The organism is Nonomuraea rubra, assembly GCF_014207985.1.
GTDB classification, from domain to species: domain Bacteria; phylum Actinomycetota; class Actinomycetes; order Streptosporangiales; family Streptosporangiaceae; genus Nonomuraea; species Nonomuraea rubra.
In genome coordinates, this window is the sequence record NZ_JACHMI010000001.1 from 4,170,131 (window position 1) to 4,189,016 (window position 18,886).

Consider the following 18,886-nt stretch of genomic DNA (forward strand, 5'->3'; position numbering starts at 1 on the left):
GGCCGTCACGGGCGGTTGACGTAGTCGCGGAGGTGGATGGCCGTCAGGGAGGTGCCGTTCGCGACCAGGTCGGACGGAGTGCCGGAGAAGACGACCTGGCCGCCGTCGTGGCCGGCGCCCGGGCCGAGGTCGATGATCCAGTCGGCGTGGGCCATGACGGCCTGGTGGTGCTCGATGACGATGACCGAGTTGCCGTCGTCCACGAGGCGGTCGAGGAGGGCCAGGAGCTGGTCCACGTCCGCGAGGTGGAGCCCCGTCGTGGGTTCGTCCAGCACGTACGTGGTGCCGTTCTTGGCCATGTTGATGGCGAGCTTGAGGCGCTGGCGTTCACCGCCCGACAGGGTGGTGAGGGGCTGGCCCAGGCCCAGGTAGCCGAGGCCGACCGAGACGAGGCGGTCGAGGATGGTGCCCGCCTGGCCGGTGGGGAAGAAGTCGCGGGCCTCGGAGATCGGCATCTCCAGCACCTCGCTGATGTTCTTGCCGCGCAGCCGGTACGTCAGCACCTGCGCCGTGAACCGCTTGCCCTCGCACGTCTCGCACACCGACGCCACCTCGGCCATCATCGCCAGGTCGGTGTAGATGAGGCCGATGCCCTTGCAGGCCGGGCAGGCCCCTTCGGAGTTGGCGCTGAACAGCCCCGGCTTGACCCCGTTGGCCTTGGCGAAGGCGGTGCGGATCGGGTCGAGCACCCCCGTGTACGTGGCCGGGTTGCTCCTGCGGGACCCGCGGATCGGCGACTGGTCGGCCACCACCACGCCGTCCCTGCCCGACACGTACCCGTGGATCAGGGAGCTCTTCCCGGAGCCGGCGACGCCGGTGACCACGGTCAGCACGCCGAGCGGGATGTCCACGCTCACGTCCGCGAGGTTGTGCAGGGTGGCGTTCCTGATCGGGAGCTGCCCGGACGGCCTGCGGAAGTCGTCGCGCAGCCGTACGCGGTGGTCGAGGTAGCGGCCGGTCAGCGTGCCGGAGGAGCGCAGCCCCGACAGGTGGCCGGAGTAGCAGACCTGGCCGCCGGCCGTGCCCGCGCCGGGGCCGAGGTCGACGACGTGGTCGGCGATGGCGATGGTCTCCGGCTTGTGCTCGACCACGAGCACCGTGTTGCCCTTGTCGCACAGCGCCAGCAGCAGGCGGTTCATGCGCTGGATGTCGTGCGGGTGCAGCCCGGCGGTGGGCTCGTCGAAGACGTAGGTGACGTCGGTGAGGCTGGAATTGAGATGGCGCACCATCTTCACCCGCTGCGCCTCGCCGCCCGACAGCGTGGACGACTCCCGGTTCAGGCTGAGATAGCCGAGGCCGATCTCGACCAGCGAGTCGAGCGTCGAGCGCAGCCCCTCCAGGACCGGCCCGATGCGCGGGTCGCCGATGCCGCGGATGAAGTCGGCCAGGTCGTTGACCTGCATGGCCGAGCAGTCGGCGATGTTCAGGCCGCCGATCCTGGCCGAGCGGGCGGCCTCGTTCAGGCGGGTGCCGTCGCAGGCGGGGCAGGGGGCCAGCTTGATCGCCCGGTCGGCGAACGCCCGCGCGGCCGGCTGCATCGACTCCCGGTCCTTGCCCAGGAAGCCGCGCCTGACCCGGACGAGCAGGCCCTCGTAGGTGAAGTTGTTGTTGCCGTACTTGAGCTTGGTGGCGGGCTTGTGCAGCAGGTCCGCCCACTGCTGCTCGGTGAAGTCCTTCAGCTTGACGGCGGGGTCGAACAGGCCGGAGCCGGCCACGACCTGCCAGGGCCAGCTGTCCACCGCGTACCCGGGGGCCTTGATCGCGCCCTCGTTCAGCGACAGCTCCCTGTCGACCACCTCGTCCAGGTCGATGTCGGTCGCCTTGCCCAGCCCCTCGCACTCCGGGCACATGCCTTCGGCCATGTTGAAGCTGAAGGCGGAGGCGGAGCCGACGTGCGGCTCGGCGATGCGGCTGAAGATGATCCGCAACATGGTGTGCGCGTCGGTCGCGGTGCCCACGGTGGAGCGGGCGTTGGCGCCCATCCGCTCCTGGTCCACGATGATCGCCGCGCTGAGGTTGTGCAGCGCGTCCACGTCCGGACGGGACAGGCTCGGCATGAACGCCTGGATGAACGCCGTGTACGTCTCGTCGATCAGCCGCCGCGACTCCGCTGCGATGGTGTCGAAGACGAGCGAGGACTTGCCGGAGCCGGAAACCCCGGTGAAGACCGTGAGACGCCGCTTGGGGATGTCGAGGGAGACGCCCTTGAGGTTGTTCTCCCTGGCGCCGCGGACCTGGATGCTGTCGTGGCTGTCCGCGGCGGTGTGGTCACGAGTCTGGACGGTGCTTGCCTGGTGGCTGGAGAGCACGGAACCCTTCCATCGTCGGCTGACTGTTTATGGTGTAAGGAGATTGGCCGGGACAGCTTACCCCGGCCGGAGGGCGGGCGGAGCACGTCTGCGGGCGGGCGAACATGTCGTGAACTCGGAGCGACGCCCTGCTCAGGGCGTGCTTCAGGGGTTTAGCGTGGCAGGCGCCATCAGTGGAAATCCGTCGGAGTACGTCGAGTTGCGCAGGAATCATCGGGAGCCCGGCGTGCGCGCCGTCCTTGCGGGGGGAAGGCTCGTCTCGGTCGGGATCGACTCCTGGCTGATGCGCGAGCCTCCGGAGACCGTGGCCGCCTTGGTGGCCGAGGCGGTGGACGCCGCCTTCGCCAGGGAGTCGCCGGTCGACGCCGCCGTGCCGTTCGTCGAGCCGCTGGCCCTGGCGCGGGAGCTGCGCGCCGTACGGGCCGATCTGGACGCGCGGATGGCGCGGGTGACCGCGTCCATCGAGGTGAGCGCGGCGGCGCTGCGGGCCGGGTGCGGGGTGCCGCTGATGGACTTCGGCGAGCTGTTCGACCGGCTGATCGCGATGCTGGAGACGATCGGCGGCGTGCCCGACGGCGACGTGCGCGGCACGTCGGAGGGGCCGGTGAGCGCGGTGTGCGCGCCGGGGCCGCGGCTGGTCGCGCTGAACGTGACGGCGCGTGCCCTGTACGGCGGCCCGTGGGCGCTGGGGGAGCGCGTGGTGGAGGGCGTCAACACCGCCCTGGACGACCTGCGGCACGGGCTGCTGCGGCGGCGGGCCGAGGCCGGTGCGGGCACCGAGCAGATCATGGCCAGAGTGGAGGAGCTGCGGCGGCTCGGCGTGTTGCGGATGCGGGCGTACGCGCGGGACATGGCGGCGATGATGGACGAGGTCAGGGCGGCCGACGCGGTCGGGGGCGACGTGCCGGAGGCGGTGTGAGGTCGTGAGCCTGGAGCTGCCCGCCGCGCTGGCGGCCGTCGAGGCGTTCCTCGGCCGGCCGTTCCCCGACGGGGACGAGGACGCCCTGGTCCGGCTGGGCGACGACCACGACGGGCGGCCGGGCGACGATCACGACGGGCGGCCGGGCGCGGACGCCAGGGTCGCGGGGCTCGGGCTGAAGGCGTCCGCTGGGCTCCTGCTCGCCCGCAAGGGCGTCACGCTGCTGCAGTACGGCCTCATCGCGGCCGCGCTGGCCGAGACGCTGGCATCGGGCGGCGAGCCCCTGACGGCGGGCGGCGAGCCGCTGGGGCCGGGCGGCGCGCCGGCGCCGGCGCTGCGACAGGCGGGGCAGCGGGCTCTCGACGCCGTCACCGCGGACGACCTCCCGGCCTGACGCCCGGCCGGCAGGCGACGACCTCCCGGCCGATCTCCCGGCCGATCTCCCGGCCGACCTCCCGGCCGGACGCCCGGCCTCGGCCCCCGCTGCTCCTCACTCAGCTGATCGCGCAGGCTTCGCCCGATGCTCACCCCGCGTACGCCCGCCCGTCCCCGGCATGCCCGATCTTGTCGCGAGACCCAGCACCTCTACGGGGACGGAAACGAAAGACATGAAGAGATGGCACGCGCTCGCGGCGTCGGCGGCCCTGGCGCTCGCGGCCCTGCCCGGGACGGCCGCCGCCGACGCCTGGCGGCACCGGGACTTCGACCTGCAAGCACACCGTGGCGGCCTCGGGCTCGTGGTGGAGAGCTCGCTGCCCGCGTTCGCGAACGCGCTGGAGCTCGGCGTGAGCACGCTGGAGCTGGACGTGCAGATCACCGAGGACGGCCAGGCCGTCGTGACGCACGACCGCAGGATCAGCGACAGGAAGTGCCGCGACACCGCACCGGCCGTCGCGGGCGACCCCGAGTTCCCCTACGTCGGCAAGTACCTCAACACGCTGACCCTCCAGCAGGTCAGGACCATGGACTGCGGGACGCTGACGCTCGCGGAGTTCCCCGGGCAGCGGGCCGTGCCGGGCGCGCCGATGGCCACGCTGAGGGAGGTGTTCGACCTGGTGCATCGCTACCGGGCACGCGGCGTGCAGCTGAACATCGAGACCAAGGTGGAGGCCGGCGCGCCCAGCGAGACGGCGCCCAGGGAACAGTTCGTGCAGGTGACGCTGGGCGAGATCCGCCGGGCCGGGCTGCTGCGGCAGGTGACCATCCAGAGCTTCGACTGGGGCGCGCTCATGCGGATGCGCGAGCTGGAGCCGCGCCTGCCGCTCGTCGCCCTCACCAACCGCGACTTCCTGCAGGCGGGGCAGCCCGGCGCGTCGCCCTGGCTGGGCGGCCTGGACATCGACGACTTCGGCGGTGACCCGCTCAAGGCGGTGAAGTCGTTCGGCGCGCAGGCGTTCTCGCCGGTCCACGGGTTCCCGCAGAACGGCAGGATCACCGACCCGGGCTACCAGCCGTACGTCACCAAGGACATGGTGGACCGGGCCCACGCCCTCGGGATCAAGGTGATCCCGTGGACGGTGGACGACGAGGCGACCATGAACAAGCTCATCGACGACGGCATCGACGGCCTCATCACCGACTACCCCGACCGGTTGCGGCAGGTCATGGACGCGCGCGGGCTCAAGCTGCCCAAGCGCTACCACCCGCGCGGCGGGCGGTGACGCCCGGCGGCCTCACGCGGAGATCGGGTTGACGGCCCTGTGGTGCAGGCCGATCACCGGGATCTCGTGCAGGCTGCCCGAGTACAGGAACTGCGTCATGCCGATCAGCAGCCGTCGTACGTCCTCCTGAGGGCGTACGACGAGCCGCAGGAACTGGCTCGTCGTGCCGAGCTTGTTGCCGCACTCGCGCACGTACACGCCGTGCTCGGTGAGCAGGTGGTCGCGCAGCGGCACGCCGTCGTGGCCCGGCGGCAGCTTCACCAGCAGGAAGTTACCCTGCGAGGCGAACACCGACAGCCCCGGCATCGTGCTGAGCTGCTGGAACATCGCCCTCCTGTCGTTGCCCAGCCGCCTGAGGCTCTCCTGGTACTCGGGCATGAACTGCCGCATCATGAACACCACGACCTCGGCGAACGAGTTGAGGTTCCATTTGGGCAGCGCGTCCCTGACCCGCCCGGCCAGCGCCGGGTTGGCCACCAGGTAGCCGAAGCGGATGCCGTGCAGGCCGAAGTTCTTGCCGAGGCTGCGCAGCACGATCACGTTCGGCCGCACGGCCGCCTCCGCCGCGATCCCCGGGTACGGCTCGGCGTCGACGAAGTCGCCGAACGACTCGTCCACGATCACCAGATCGAGGTCGATGAGCCGGTCGAGCAGGCGCAGGACCTCGTGCTTGGGCAGGTAACCCCCGTCGGGGTTGTTCGGGTTGCAGATCACCGCCACCCGCGAGCCGCGCGTACGGACGAACGAGACGAAGTCGTTCACGTCGAGCGCGAAGTTGCGGCTCTCCTGCAGCGGATACATGTCCACCCGTTTGCCCGTCTCCAGCGGCTGGTCGGTCCAGCGGCCGAAGGTCGGGATCGGCACCGCGAGGCTCTCGCGGACCAGCAGGTGGTCGATCCAGGTGATCAGCTCCGTGGAGCCGTTGCCCATCGCGACCGTCTTGGGGTGGAGCCCGAGCGTGGAGCAGAGCTCCTCGGTGATCGTGCCCGCGTCGCTCGGGTAGAACTTGAGTATCGTCTCCAGATTTCTCCCGAGGTGCTCGAAGATCTCCGGTGTGGGGAAATAAGGGTTGCAAGGGATGCAGAAGTCCACCGGGGCGCGCTCTCCCGACGAGCTGCGCAGGAGTGAGAAGTACGACGGGCTGTGCGCTTGTGCCCGCAAGAGACTGAGCTCCACGACACCTCCATGGACCACGTGTCCGATGTGTGTAGGTACGCGCGGGTGCCGTCAGTGGTTCATGGTGACGGTTCGGTCCTGCGGAGCGTGAGGATCGCGATGTCGTCGCGCGGTGCGGCGCGGGTGAAGCCGCGCAGGTCCGCCTCGAGCCTGGCGGCCAGCCCGCCGGACGGGGCGCGGGCGTAGGCGCGCAGCCGCTCCTCCAGCGGGTAGAAGGCGCCGCGGGGGTCGCGGGCCTCGGTGACCCCGTCGGTGCACAGCAGCATCGTCGCGCCGGGCGGGAACGTGAACCGCGTGCCCTTCCTCGGCGCCGGCGACAGCGCCGCCAGGCCGAGCGGCACGGCGGGCTCGCCCAGGTCCGCCTGGGCCGCGTCGCCGTCGTGGATGACGAACGGGGCGATGTGCCCGCAGTTGACGGCCTCGACGACGGGCCCCTCGCCGATGTCGAGCACGAGGGCGGTGACCAGCCGCTCGGGCTCGCCGGTGAGCGAGGCGAACGCGTTCTGCCTGACCACGGAGGTCTCCAGGGCGGCCACGACGCCGGTGAGCGTGGGCTCGCGGTAGGCGGCCTCCCTGAACGAGCCCAGCACAGCCAGGGCCGTGCCGATCGCGGGCAGGCCCTTGCCCTGGACGTCCGCGATCAGCACGCGGGTGCCGTGGCGGGAGGCGGCCACCTCGTACATGTCGCCGCCCACCATCGTGTCCTCCTCCACCGGCTGGTAGAGGCCGTTGACGACCACGTCGGCCGTGCGCAGGGGCAGCGGGCGCACGATCAGCCGCTGCAGCGCCGCCGCGGCCGAGCGCAGCCGGTGCACCTCCTCCTCGCGCCGCACCCGGTAGCGGCAGCCGAGCGCGCTCAGCGTCCCGAACACCGCCATGAACCCGGCCGCGAGCAGGACGTCGTCGGTCTGCGCGCCGACGTACAGGCCGATGACGATCTCCACCAGGATCACCCACACCGAGGCCAGCACCGTCTGCCAGACCTCGCCGAGCGCCGAGACGATCGCCGGCAGGAAGATCAGCAGCGGGAACAGCCGTACCGCCGTGCCCGTGGCCAGGTCCAGCGAGAGCACCACGACGGTGACCAGGATGCCCCCCAGCAGCATCACCGGCGTGCTCAGCCGCGGCCCGTCGCGGCGCCGCCCATCGTCCGTCACTGGTCCCCCTTCACCCCCATGTCACCTTCTATCAGTCCGTTTCTCCGCTCCGGCGCGCTGGCACGCGCCCTTGACCGCTCCTTGCCCTGGCATGCAAATGGAACGCCTTGCGGGTGCGCCGGCGCGATTATCGCCGCGTGTTTTTGTGGACGGAAATCGAGGGCTCAAGGGGGCCGGACTGAATTCGTGTCCGTGGCATTTCAGTAGGGCGGCATTGACGCTCTGTACTGCAAGGATAGGCCGGTTCGCTACGGAAAGTAAACAGTGCCGCCCTTTATGGCGGGGTTTGCCGGTGTTGACGGCTAATTTCCTCGGCGGGGTGCGGGGTTCTCATTTTCTTCTAATCCGCGAACTCATTGACACACGGAAATGATCTTGTGAATATCTGAGTTAAGACGCGGAAGGGCGAATTCATGCCTGGAAAGGGAGAGGCTCATATGGACATCGAGCACGACTGGACCCTGCTGCCGGCCGTGGTCGTCCGGAGCGCCGGGTTTCCCTGGGAACTCGTCCTGTCCCTCGTCCACCCCCGGGCGGCCGAGGCCGCCACCGCGGTCGTACGGCTGGAGCGGCAGGCACTCGACCTGCTCGCCGAGGCGCCCGCCCGCGACCCCCGCCCGCCCGCGACGCCCAGCGGGCGGGCGGGCGGCGGGCGGCTGCGGCGTGGCCTGCGCGGCCGCCTGCGCGACCTGCGGCCCCTGCCGGACGGCACGCCCGGCCCCGACGGCTGGCTGACGGAGTGGAACGACGTGACGGGGCGGCTGGAGGAGGCCAGGCTCACGCTGTCCGGCCTGGAGTCCGGCGACGCCGCCCTCTGCAGGGCCGCCGTGGCCGGGATCCTGGCCGACGAACGTTTCCTCGACGCCCTCGTGTGCTCCTCGCCCGCCCTCTACCGCGACCTGCGGCACGGGGCCAAGGGCGGCAGGACCCGCCGCGAGCTCGCCGGACAGGTGCAGCGGCTGTCGGCGTCGTGCGAGACGGCGGGCTGCTACGGGCCCGTCAACTACGGCGTCGTCGCCGCCGGGGAACGCGGAGGCTACACGTGGGCGGGGGCCCACCCGCTCGCGCGGCGGGTGGCGTTCCCGGCCGCGCGGGTGGGCGAGGCGCTGCAGCAGCGCGTGCTCGCCGAGCCCGCGCTCGTCGCCGGGCTGGTGCCGCGGCGCAAGACGTGGACGGGGGAGGTGCACGACGGGGCCGCCTTCGTGGGGCACTGCGACGGGGGGCGCACGCTGGCCGAGATCGCGGCCGCGACCGGAGTGGGCGTCGAGCGGGCCGCGGCGGCGCTGGCCGTGGCGGTGCGGCGCGGGCTCCTCACCCACGACCTGTGCCCGCCCGCCACCGTCTGCGACACCCTGGGCTGGCTGCGTGAGCGGCTGGTCGCGAGGGGGCTGCGGCTGATCGCGGGGGACGCCGGTGCGGTGGCTTACGTCGATCGCGCGTCTGCGGCGACGCACGATGACCGCGCGGGTGCCGTGGCGCATGACGATCTCGCGTCTGCGGCGGCGCACGGCGACAGCGCGGCGGCGGCGGTGCCGGGTGCCGCTGCCGGGCATGGGCGGGCCGCTCCATCGGGGACCTGCGAGTGCGGGTGTGCCGAGGCGAGAGGGCCGGCCGGGCGGGGTCGTGGCGGAGGTGGGAAAGGCGACGGCGCGCGGGCGCGCGGGCTGCTCGCGTCCGGGGTGCCCGGGCGGGCGTTCGCAGGGCGTACGGGCGTGCCGGCCCAGCGTGCGCGGGCGGCCGTCGGCGAGCGGCCGGCCCGGGACGCCGACCTGCCGCTCGGCCGGCGCGTCGGCGAGATCGGCGAGCTGCTCGCGCAGTACCCCGGCGCCTCGCCCGACGTGAAGCTGGCCGTGCAGCGGCGGATCGAGGCCCTGGCCGGAGGCGGGAGCCGCGACGAACGGGCGATCGTGCACGAGGCCGCCGCCGGCACGCTGCACGTCACGGTCGGTGACACGCTCGCCGCCGACCTCCGGGGCCGCGTGACCAGGGTGCTCGACGTGCTCGCCGAGGAGGCCGAGCTGACCAGGCAGCGCACCAACCGGCTGCTGGCCGGGCGGCTCGGGCCCGGCACGTACGAGCTGGCCGAGGTCCTGCGCACGACCGGCGACCTGGAGATCGAGCACGGAGACCGGCTGGCCGCGCGCATCGCCGCCCTCGTCCGCGACGCCCCCGCCGGCACCACCGAGCTGAACCTCGCCGGCCTGCTCGGCGAGCCCGCCCCGCCCGCCGCCCCGGTCCTGTGCTCGGCCGACGTCATGGTGGCCGCGCCCGAGCTGGAGACGTACGAGACCGGGGTGACCCCGCTGGTCCTCAGCCGGCTGCACGACGCGGTGCTGCTCACGCCGTGGGCGCTGCAGTTCCACGAGGAAGGCGCCGCGTGCCTGGCCGAGCGGGACACCGAGATCAGGCGGGCGCTGTCCGGGTTCACCGTGCTGAACGTCATCTCCCGCCGCTCCAACGGCGTGCCGCCGCTGGAGCTGCCCGGGCCCGTGCTGGAGCTCGGCGGGGTGGCGGCCGATCCGCGGCGGCGGCGGGTCGGGCTCGACGAGCTGTACGTGCACAGCGACGGGCAGCGGGCCGTGCTGCACGCCAAGGGGATGGAGGAGCCGCTGCTGCTGCACAACGGCGAGCACGACACGGCGCTGCACACGGCGTTCGCGCTGCCCAGGATCCGGCCGCCACGGCTCGGCGACCTTGCCCGGGTGCCGCGGCTGACCTGGGACAACGTGGTCGTCTCGCGGCGTCGGTGGCTGCTGGGAAGGGCCTCGTTCGAGGCGCTCGGGCAGGCAGGGGGCGATCGTGAGCTGCTGGTGGCGATGGCACGGCTGCGGGAGGTGCACGAGCTGCCGGTCGCGTTCTTCGCCTCGACCGCCCGGGAGCGCCGGTCCCTGTACGTGGACACGCGCTCGCCCGCGCTGCTCGAAGGGCTGGCCCGGATGGCCGCCTCCAGCGAGCGGGTCACGGTGACGGAGGTGTTGCCGGGGCCGGAGGCATGCTGGCTGCGGGAGGGGGAGAAGCGGTTCGCGGCCGAGCTGCGCTGCGTCTACCTGCGGCCGGCGGGGTCTTCGGCATCGGATGGTCAGGTCGTACGGTCCGGTGCCGCACGCTCGGAAGCCGCGGCAGAGCCCGGGCTCGCGCCCTCTGGAGCCGCGCCGTCTGGAGCCGCGCCGTCTGGAGCCGCGCCGTCTACAGGCCCGCAGTCTGGAGCCGAGGAGGCGGGTGCCGCGCGGTCCGGTGGGGCCGGGGCGCGGCCGGGTGTGGTGTCCCGTGACGGTCCCGGCCGGCGGGCGGATCGGGCCGGGTGGCGGCCGGACCGGTTCGTCCAGCAGTTCTACGGGCCCGTTCAGCAGCTTCGCAGGTCCGTACAGCAGTCGCACCCCTACCCCTGGCCCGGAGAGAGCGGTTGATGGAACTCCTCGTCATCCCCCCGTTCACCGACTTCACCACCGAGATCGTCCCGCCGCCAGGGGCGGAGGTGCTCGACCTGGGAGCCGGCCTCGTCGAGCGCCTCACCGACCCCGCCCGCCTGCGCGACGGGCCGCACGCCGCGCTGACCGGGCGGGCGGCGGCCGTCATCGAGCGGGCGGCGTACGACGACGCGCACCTGCGGGCCGTCGGCGCGGCGCTGCGCCTGGCGGGCGACCCCGCGCTCCGGCTCACCCTCGACGGCCTCGAACTGGCCGAGGGCAGCACGCAGAGCAGCCGCGACGTGCTCGCCGCCGCCGCGAGATGCGAGCTGTTCCGGCCCGAGGTCGACCAGGCCGTGGAGGCGGCCAAGGAGCGGCGCGTACATGTCGTGGTGGACGGCGAGCGGCAGCTTCCCGCCGCGTTCGCGCTGGTGCGGGCGCTGGGGGCGGAACGGGTGACGTTGTGCGGGCGGCTCGTGGCCGAGCAGGTGGCGGCGCTGCGGCGGGTTCCGGAGCTGGCCGGGGCCGAGTGGCTGAGCTGGTCGCCCGAGCGCGTGATCCGTCAGCGCTGGTACGCCGGCGGCTCCCGCACCACCGCGCACCAGGTGACCGGGCCGGCGGCTGCCGTGAACCGGGTGGTGGGAGCGGCGGTTCCCGCGCACTGGGCGGCCGGGCCGGCGGTTGCCGTGCGGTGGGTGACCGGGGTGGATGTGCCGCCCGTGAGCGGGCCGTGGGCGGGGCGGCTGGACGCGGTGCGCGTGGCGGCGTTCCCGCTCGACGCGCTGGCCCGCTGCCGTGGGCTGACGATCATCGTGACGCGCATCGACTTCCTGGCCGCCGTGACCGGGCTGAACGGCATGACCGTCAACCTGCGCCGCCTGCTGGCCGCGATCCCGGTGGCGGCGCCGGTGACGTGCGAGCTGGCGGTGGGGGCGCCGGGGATCGACGCGGGCGTCGTGGGCGAGTCGCTGGAGTTGCTGGCGGACGGGCCCGGTGGGGTGCGGCTCGGCGGGTTGCGGCCGTACCGGATGGGGATCCGTACGGTCTGGGCCGGGCACAGCGTGCGCTTCCCGCCACGCGCGGGGCACGATCTGACGCGCTGGATCGAGTTCGACGCGCCCGAGACCATGCGTGAGTGGGAGGTGGCGCGGACGATCAGGACCTGGCGCGACCGGCTGCACGGCCTCCCGCCCGGCCGGCTCGCCGCCTGCACCGTCGCCACGGAGCCGCCGGCGACCGCGGAGGGTCCGTGGCGACGGTGATTTCGTGGGCGGTTCCCGCTGGGCGGGGGGAGCTGGTCGTGGAGCTGTGTCCGTGGTTTCTGCTGCGGACCACCGGGCTGCCGGTGGCGCTGCTCGATGGGCTCGGCCATCCCGACCTGCGGCGGCTCAGCGAACGGCTGCTCGCCGCCGAACGCCGGCTGGCCGCCGAGCGGCGCTGCTTCGAGCGGCTGGCCGGACCGATGCGTGGCAGCGTTCTGCGGCTCGCCCCCGAGCGGCGGGCCCAGGCCAGGCGGTGCGTCAGGAGCGTACGCGCCGGGATGCCACTGACCGGGGACGAGCTGGGGCTGCTGGAGTCGCTGGGGCTGGGGGAGTGGGCGCGGCGCTGGCAGTCCGCCGTGGTCGTGGCGGGCGCGGCACGGGTGGCGGCCAGGAGCGCGTACGCCGCCGCCCGGCTCGTGACCCGGCGCAAGGTCGCCGAGGCGTACGACGACGAGTCCGTACGGCAGGCGGCCTTCCTCGCCGACCCCGGTTTCTACCAGGCGATCGTGCGGCATCCGCTGGCCCGGAGGCCGGGAGACGGCACGGCGAGGCGTTCCCGCCTGCTCACCGCGGCCGCTCACCGGCAGCTGCGGCGCTTAACGGTGGGAGGTCAGGGCGGGCCTGTCCTGTACGCGCGGTTCGAGCCGCACGGCGGCGGGGCGTTGCGCGTGGGCGAGCCGGGGCCCCAGCGGGTGGTCGTCGAGGTGGGTGACTGGCTGGCCCGGCACCTCGGGGACGCCAGCCGGGCGGAGGAACTGCGCGCCCGGTACGCGAGCACGCCCTGGCCCCAGCGCGTCCAGCACTACGAGGCCGCCCGCCTCGCGGCACTCGACCCCGCCGATGCGGCCCCCGACCTCGTCGAGGGGCGCGGTTCTCAAGAGGACGGAACGCGTGACGGCGGTGAGGCGCCGGTGCTCGGCAGGCGGGCCGGGGCACAGGGCCGGCCTCATCCGCACGGCTGGGCCGGGCGCGGCGGTGGGTGGGGACCGCAGCGCCACGACGTCTTCCGCGAGGAGCGCTCCAGCCCGTACAGCGAGCGCGTCACGATCGGCGGCGAGGCGCTGGCCGGACTACGGGAAGCACTGACGGTGGTGCTGCCCCTGTGGCACCTGGCCACGCTGCTCGACGGCGAGCCCGCCCGCGCGAGCGCGCTCGCCACCACCCTGGCCGGGCTCGCGGCCGAGGCGCCGGGCGGTCAGGACGCCATCCGGCTGACCGCCCAGGACGTGGCCCGCGCCACCGCCGGCCTGTGGGATCTCGTCCAGGACCGCCCCGGCGGCCTCCACCTCCCCGGCCCCGAGCTGATGGCCGTCGGCCCGCGCCTGGGCGAGGCGGCGTGGCTGCTGTGCGGCCTCCGGGACGACTGCCGTCCCCTGTACGAGGGCCTCCACGCCAGGCTGCACTCCGCACCCAGCACGCTCCGCGACGCACTCCCCGCCCCCGGGCCGGCCGCCACGGCACTCCCCGCGCCCGGGCCGGCGGCCACGCGCCCGCAGCCGCCGCCCGAGATCGACCTCGGCGCCCACACCCCCCGCATCCTGATCGACGACCTGATCTACCAGCGGGCCCGCTGGCGCGTCCACCTCCCGAGGGAACGCGGCGCCGACGCCTTCGACCGCTGGCTCGCCATCCACCGCCTGCGCCGCGAACGATCCCTGCCCCGCCACGTCTTCGTCCACCACCCCGCCGGCCCCCGCCCCTGCTACGTCGACTTCTGCGACCCGTTCGCGGTCGAGGAGCTGGCCAGGCAGGAACCGGCCGAGGTGCTGATCACCGAGATGCTGCCCGTCCCCGGGCAGCTCTGGTGGCGGGTGGACGGCCGGGAGCAGTGCGCGGAGCTGCGGCTGGGCTGCGTCGTACGGCCCGCCGCCCGGTAATTCGGTTGCCGCGCCGCACCGGCGCCTGGTGTACTCCCGGACTGGAAGCACGCCCTACCACCGCGAGGAGGCCCCCGATGGCTGAAGCGTTCGTGAACCCTCAGCTCAGTGACACCTCCAGCGCAAAGGGCATGACGCTTCTTGAGATCGTTCGATCCGGAGACCTCAGCATCACCTAGTTCCTCCGTCCTCCGGCTGCTCCGCCCGGGACCGGGCGCCGCCGCGGCTCTCGCCGCCGCGATCGCCGCCGCGACCGCGCTCCCGCTGGCCGCGCCGCAGGTGACCCGGAGGTTCGTCGACGACGCCATCGGCGGCGCGAGCATCCGGCACCTGACCTTGGTCGCCCTCGGCTACCTCGCGCTCGCCGTGGCGGGCCAGGCGGCCAGGATGGTGACCGCGTGGCTGGCCGGCAGGCTCGCCTGGGACGGAACCAACCGCCTGCGCGAACGCCTCACCGGCCACGCGCTCGGCCTCGACCTGGCCTTCCACGGCCGCCACACCCCCGGCGAGCTGATCGAGCGGGTGGACGGCGACGTCGTGGCGGTCGCCGACTTCGTCGTGGCGTTCCTGCTGGACGTCGTGGCCAGCGTGCTGCTCCTGGCGGGAGTGGTCGTCGTCGTGTTCGCCGTCGACTGGCGCATCGGGGCCGCGCTGCTGGCGTACTGCCTGATCGTCGGGTACGGCATGGCCCGCGCCCAGCGGCTGGCCGTGCCGTCGGCGGCCCGCGCGCGAGCCGCGAGCGCCACCCTGTTCGGCACCCTCGAAGAGCGGTTCGCCGGCGCCGAGGACATCAGGGCCAACGGCGCGGGCGAGCACACCGTGCGCCGCTTCCACCAGGTCGCCGCCGCCCTCTTCCGCGCCGAGAACCGCGACGCCCGCATCGGCACCACGCTGCTCGCCGGCACCTCCGTGGCCTTCGCCGCCGGCACGGCCGTCATGCTGGCGCTGGCCGCGTGGACCGTCGAGACGGGCACGCTCACGGTGGGCACGGCCGTGCTGCTCTTCCAGTACACGCTCATGGTGCGGGCGCCGTTCGAGCGGCTCATCGACCAGATCAGGCAGTACCAGGCGGCCCTGGCCGGCCTGGCCCGCATCGCGGCCCTGCTCGCCGAGCGGCCCGCGCTGACCCCCGGCACGCGCCCGCTGCCGGGTACCGGGCCGCTCGGCCTGCGCGTCGAAGGCGTCGCGTTCTCCTACCCGGACGACGACGAGCAGGTGCTGTCCGGCATCGACGTCACGCTGGCGCCCGGCGAGACGCTGGGCCTGGTCGGGCGGACGGGCAGCGGCAAGACCACCCTGGCCAGGCTCGTGCTGCGGCTGCACGACCCCGTCGAGGGCGCCGTCCGCGTCGGCGGCGTGGACCTGCGCGAGGCCGACCCCCGCTCGCTGCGCGCCAGGATCGGCGTGGTCACCCAGGACGTGCAGCTGTTCGCGGCGAGCGTGCGCGACAACCTGACGCTGTTCAGGCCGTCGCCGGGCGACGAGCGGCTGATGGAGGTGCTGCAGGCGGTCGGGCTCGACGAGTGGGCGGCCGGGCTGCCCGACGGGCTCGACACCGAGCTGCGCGGCTTGTCGGCGGGGCAGGGGCAGCTCCTGGCGTTCGCGCGGGCGTTCCTCGCCGATCCCGGGCTCGTCGTCCTGGACGAGGCGTCCAGCCGCCTCGACCCCGCCACTGAGCGGCGCATCGAGGACAGCGTCGGCCGGCTGCTCGAAGGCAGGACCGGCGTGATCATCGCGCACCGCCTGTCGTCCCTGTCCCGGGTGGACAAGATCGCGGTGCTCCACCGCGGCAAGATCGTCGAGTACGGCCGCCGCGACGAGCTCGCCGCGGACCCGGGCAGCAGGTTCGGCCGGCTGCTCGACCTGGCGGGGGTGGGCCGATGAGGCCGGTGATGCTGGTGGCCACCCGGCTGGCCACGTTCGACCTGCGCCGGTACGTCGTGGGGGCGCTGCTGTGGCTGCCCGTCCACGTGATCCCGCTGGCCGGTGGGCTCGTTCTGCAGCAGGTCTTCGACCAGATCAGCGGGCACCAGCCGGCCGCTCTGCGGGCCACGTTGTGGTGGTGTGCGGCGTTCGTGGGGGTCGAGCTGGTTCGCGGGCTGGTGATCGTCGTCGCGTGGACGTACGGCGTGTACTGGTGGAACGCGGCGGCGACCCTGCTGCGTGCCAACGTGCTGCGCTCCGTGCTGACCGCGCGCGGGCCGGTCGCGGCGCGGATGTCGCACTCCTCGGGTGAGGCCGTCGCGCGGATGCGGGACGACGTGGCCGACGCCGTGGACTTCACCGACGAGAGCGTCAGCCTGGCGGGGACGACGCTGTTCGCCGTCGTGGCCGTGCCGATCATGGCGTCCGTGGATCCCGTGATCACGGTGGTGCTGGCGCTGCCGATGATCGCGGTCGGGGTGCTGAGCAGGACGATGCGGCGGGTGGTGGAGCGGCTGCACCGGCGGGCCAGGAGGCTCGGCGCGGCCGTGACGGCGTACGTGGGGGAGGTGTTCGGCGGTGTGCTGGCGCTCAAGACGGCGGGGGCCGAGGAGGCGGCCCTGGAGCGGTTGCGCGAGCACAACCGGCGGCGGCGCGACGCCGCTGTCAGGGACCGCATGGCGACCGACCTGCTGGGTGCCGCGACCACCACGACGATCGAGCTCAGCACCGGGCTCGTGCTGCTGCTCGCCGCGCCCTCCATGCGCGGCGGCGACTTCACCGTCGGGGACCTGGCGCTGTTCACCAGCTACATCGGCTGGCTCACCGCGCTGCCCCGCTCGATCGGCACCATCCTGTACCGGCTGCCCCAGGCGGCGGTCGCCACGGAGCGGCTCACCGGGCTGATGGCGCCGCACGAGGACGCCGGCACCCTGTCAGGCGGCGCCGACGTCTGGCTGCACCGCGACCCGCCGCCCGCGGCGCCGCCTGCCGAGCCGCCTGCCGGGCCGCCCCTTGCGTCGGCGTCCTCGCACGCCGAGCCGCTGCGGGTGCTCGAAGCGCGTGGGCTCACCGTGCGGGGAGTGCTGCACGGTGTCGATCTGCGGCTCGAACGCGGGTCGTTCACGGTGGTCACAGGAGCCGTGGGGGCGGGCAAGAGCACGCTGGTACGCGCCCTGCTCGGCCTCCTGCCGCTGGACGGGGGCACGATCTCGTGGAACGGTGTCCCGGTCGAGGATCCGGGCACGTTCCTCGTCCCGGGGCGCACGGCGTACGCGGGCCAGGTGCCGCGCCTGTTCTCGGCGACGCTGCGGGAGAACCTGCTGCTCGGCCTGCCCGCGAGCGACGACGACGCCCGGCGGGCGCTGGAGCTGGCGGTGTTCGAGCAGGACCTGGACGGGATGCCGGACGGGCTCGGCACGGTCGTCGGGCCGCGCGGGGTGCGGCTGTCCGGCGGGCAGGTGCAGCGGGCCACCGCCGCCCGCGCCCTCGTCCGTGAGCCCGACCTGCTGGTGGTGGACGACCTGTCGTCCGCGCTGGACGTCGAGACCGAGCAGCTGTTGTGGGAGCGGATCGCCGGGCGCGGGCCGGAGACCGTGCTGGTCGTCTCCCATCGGCAGGCCGCGCTCGAACGGGCCGACCAGGTGATCGTCCTGGACCGGGGGCGCGTCGCCGGGTGCGGGCGGCTGGGGGAGCTGCTGGAGAGCTGCCCCGAGATGCGGCGGCTGTGGCACGCGGAGCTGATCGCGGAGGCGGAGGAGCGGACCGGCGGCTGAACGGGCGCCCCGCGCCCGGCCCGGCGGAGGTGATCGGCCGCCGTGGCTGCTGGCGGAGATGGTCGGGCGCTGAGGCACCATGGAGCTGTGACACCAAGCACCACGAAGGTGGCGGAGCTGGTCGAGCTGGTCGCCCTCGGGCGGGTGGCCGTGCTCAGCGGGGCCGGGCTGTCGACCGAGTCCGGCATTCCCGACTACCGGGGGCCGACCGGCCAGGCCAGGCGGGCCGAGCCGATGACGTACCAGCGGTTCGTCGGCAGCGCCGGGGCGCGGCGGCGTTACTGGGCGCGCAGCCACGTCGGCTGGCGGCAGATCGGCGAGGCCAGGCCCAACGCCGGGCACCGCGCCGTGGCCGAGCTGGAGCGGCGCGGGCTGCTGGCCGGCATCGTCACCCAGAACGTGGACGGCCTGCACCAGGCCGCCGGCGCCCGAGGGGTGATCGAGCTGCACGGCGGGCTCGACCGCGTCGTCTGCCTGTCGTGCAGGGAGCGCACCCCGCGCGCGGAGCTGGAGCGGCGCCTGCGCGAGGCCAACCCGGGCTGGGAGGCCAGCGGGCAGATCAACCCCGACGGCGACGCCGTGCTCACCGACGAGCAGGTGGCCGGGTTCCGCGTGGTCGGCTGCGCGGGCTGTGACGGCGTGCTCAAACCGGACGTGGTGTTCTTCGGCGAGAACGTGCCCAGGCCGCGCGTGGACGAGTGCTTCGCCGTCGTGGGCGGGGCGCGGGCGCTGCTCGTGCTCGGGTCGTCGCTGGCGATCAAGTCGGGGCTGCAGTTCGTGACGAAGGCCGCCGCCCTGGGCATCCCCATCGCCATCGTCAACCAGGGGCCGACCGGCGGCGACGCCGACGCCACGCTCACCCTGGACGCCCCGCTCGGTCCCACGCTGACCGACCTCGCCTCCCAGCTCTGACCGGCCTGCTGAACACGATCTCCCGGGCGGCGGCCCAGGGGGTCTGGGGGTGGCGGTCCAAGGGGGCGGTCCAGGGGTGGCGGGCGCATCGGTGCGGGCGCGGCAGAATGGGGCGCATGCCTCCTCGTACGTGCCCGTGCGGCCTGCCCGCTCCCTACCGGGACTGCTGCGGCCGCTTCCACCGGGGCGAGGCCGCCCCGGCCACCGCCGAGCAGCTCATGCGCTCCCGGTTCAGCGCGTTCGGCGTGGGGGACGAGGCGTACCTGCTGCGCACCTGGCATCCCTCGGCCCGCCCGCCCCGGCTCGACCTGGACAGGCGGGTCCGATGGGTACGGCTGGAGGTGCTGGAGAGCACCGGCGGCAGCGTCGTGCACACCGAGGGCACCGTCCGCTTCCGCGCCCACTACCTGGAGCGCGGGAAGCCGGGCGAGATGGAGGAGCACAGCAGGTTCGTACGCCTCGACGGCCGCTGGGTCTACGCGGGAGCGCTGAACGGATAGCCGCCCTG

General features: G+C 73.8%; 13 protein-coding genes. 10 read left to right on the forward strand and 3 right to left on the reverse strand.

Annotated features, from left to right (window positions below):
• Positions 1–5: 5 nt before the first annotated feature.
• Positions 6–1,931 carry an ATP-binding cassette domain-containing protein gene (locus HD593_RS19070; RefSeq protein WP_379478814.1) on the reverse strand — a complete coding sequence of 642 codons (1,926 nt, stop codon included), beginning with the start codon at positions 1,929–1,931 and terminating at the stop codon, positions 6–8.
• 535 nt (positions 1,932–2,466) lie between these two features.
• Here HD593_RS19070 and HD593_RS19075 point away from each other — a divergent pair.
• From HD593_RS19075 to HD593_RS19085, 3 genes are all read left to right on the forward strand, one after another.
• A complete protein-coding gene (locus HD593_RS19075; RefSeq protein ID WP_185103424.1) occupies positions 2,467–3,228 on the forward strand; it encodes a hypothetical protein in 762 nt (253 codons plus the stop codon).
• A 4-nt stretch (positions 3,229–3,232) separates the two neighbouring features.
• The gene (locus tag HD593_RS19080; RefSeq protein WP_185103425.1) at positions 3,233–3,622 is read left to right on the forward strand and encodes a hypothetical protein; all 390 of its coding nucleotides are present in this window, start codon (positions 3,233–3,235) and stop codon (positions 3,620–3,622) included.
• Between the two features lie 214 nt (positions 3,623–3,836).
• A complete protein-coding gene (locus HD593_RS19085; RefSeq protein WP_185103426.1) occupies positions 3,837–4,889 on the forward strand; it encodes a glycerophosphodiester phosphodiesterase family protein in 1,053 nt (350 codons plus the stop codon).
• A 12-nt stretch (positions 4,890–4,901) separates the two neighbouring features.
• On the opposite strand, the gene HD593_RS19090 is transcribed toward HD593_RS19085, so the two are convergent.
• Positions 4,902–6,065 (reverse strand): pyridoxal phosphate-dependent aminotransferase, encoded by a 1,164-nt coding sequence (locus HD593_RS19090; protein ID WP_221524827.1) that lies wholly within the window; start codon positions 6,063–6,065, stop codon positions 4,902–4,904.
• Between the two features lie 59 nt (positions 6,066–6,124).
• The gene (locus tag HD593_RS19095; RefSeq protein ID WP_312903550.1) at positions 6,125–7,222 is read right to left on the reverse strand and encodes a PP2C family protein-serine/threonine phosphatase; all 1,098 of its coding nucleotides are present in this window, start codon (positions 7,220–7,222) and stop codon (positions 6,125–6,127) included.
• A gap of 437 nt (positions 7,223–7,659) precedes the next feature.
• Here HD593_RS19095 and HD593_RS19100 point away from each other — a divergent pair, with 437 nt between their 5' ends.
• From HD593_RS19100 to HD593_RS19130, 7 genes are all read left to right on the forward strand, one after another.
• On the forward strand, positions 7,660–10,629 hold the full coding sequence (locus HD593_RS19100) for a lantibiotic dehydratase family protein (protein ID WP_185103428.1): 2,970 nt from the start codon (positions 7,660–7,662) through the stop codon (positions 10,627–10,629).
• Positions 10,629–11,891 carry a hypothetical protein gene (locus HD593_RS19105; RefSeq protein ID WP_185103429.1) on the forward strand — a complete coding sequence of 421 codons (1,263 nt, stop codon included), beginning with the start codon at positions 10,629–10,631 and terminating at the stop codon, positions 11,889–11,891. The genes HD593_RS19100 and HD593_RS19105 overlap by 1 nt, the downstream gene beginning before the upstream one ends.
• Positions 11,879–13,768, forward strand: coding sequence for a hypothetical protein (locus tag HD593_RS19110; RefSeq protein WP_185103430.1), 1,890 nt, complete (start codon positions 11,879–11,881; stop codon positions 13,766–13,768). The genes HD593_RS19105 and HD593_RS19110 overlap by 13 nt, the downstream gene beginning before the upstream one ends.
• A gap of 141 nt (positions 13,769–13,909) precedes the next feature.
• A complete protein-coding gene (locus HD593_RS19115; protein ID WP_185103431.1) occupies positions 13,910–15,652 on the forward strand; it encodes an ABC transporter ATP-binding protein in 1,743 nt (580 codons plus the stop codon).
• Positions 15,649–17,466, forward strand: coding sequence for an ATP-binding cassette domain-containing protein (locus HD593_RS19120; protein WP_221524828.1), 1,818 nt, complete (start codon positions 15,649–15,651; stop codon positions 17,464–17,466). The genes HD593_RS19115 and HD593_RS19120 overlap by 4 nt, the downstream gene beginning before the upstream one ends.
• Positions 17,467–17,553: 87 nt before the next feature.
• Positions 17,554–18,378 (forward strand): NAD-dependent protein deacetylase, encoded by an 825-nt coding sequence (locus HD593_RS19125; protein ID WP_312903551.1) that lies wholly within the window; start codon positions 17,554–17,556, stop codon positions 18,376–18,378.
• A 116-nt stretch (positions 18,379–18,494) separates the two neighbouring features.
• Entirely contained in the window at positions 18,495–18,878 is a 384-nt protein-coding gene (locus HD593_RS19130) for a YchJ family protein (RefSeq protein ID WP_185103432.1), read from the forward strand.
• Positions 18,879–18,886 lie beyond the last annotated feature (8 nt).

Excerpts from the sequence above, each read along its gene's own strand:
- HD593_RS19070 (WP_379478814.1), bottom strand. The coding sequence starts at position 1,931 with ATGTTGCGGATCATCTTCAGCCGCATCGCCGAGCCGCACGTCGGCTCC.
- HD593_RS19085 (WP_185103426.1), top strand. The coding sequence starts at position 3,837 with ATGAAGAGATGGCACGCGCTCGCGGCGTCGGCGGCCCTGGCGCTCGCG.
- HD593_RS19100 (WP_185103428.1), top strand. The coding sequence starts at position 7,660 with ATGGACATCGAGCACGACTGGACCCTGCTGCCGGCCGTGGTCGTCCGG.
- HD593_RS19105 (WP_185103429.1), top strand. The coding sequence starts at position 10,629 with ATGGAACTCCTCGTCATCCCCCCGTTCACCGACTTCACCACCGAGATC.
- HD593_RS19120 (WP_221524828.1), top strand. The coding sequence starts at position 15,649 with ATGAGGCCGGTGATGCTGGTGGCCACCCGGCTGGCCACGTTCGACCTG.
- HD593_RS19130 (WP_185103432.1), top strand. The coding sequence starts at position 18,495 with ATGCCTCCTCGTACGTGCCCGTGCGGCCTGCCCGCTCCCTACCGGGAC.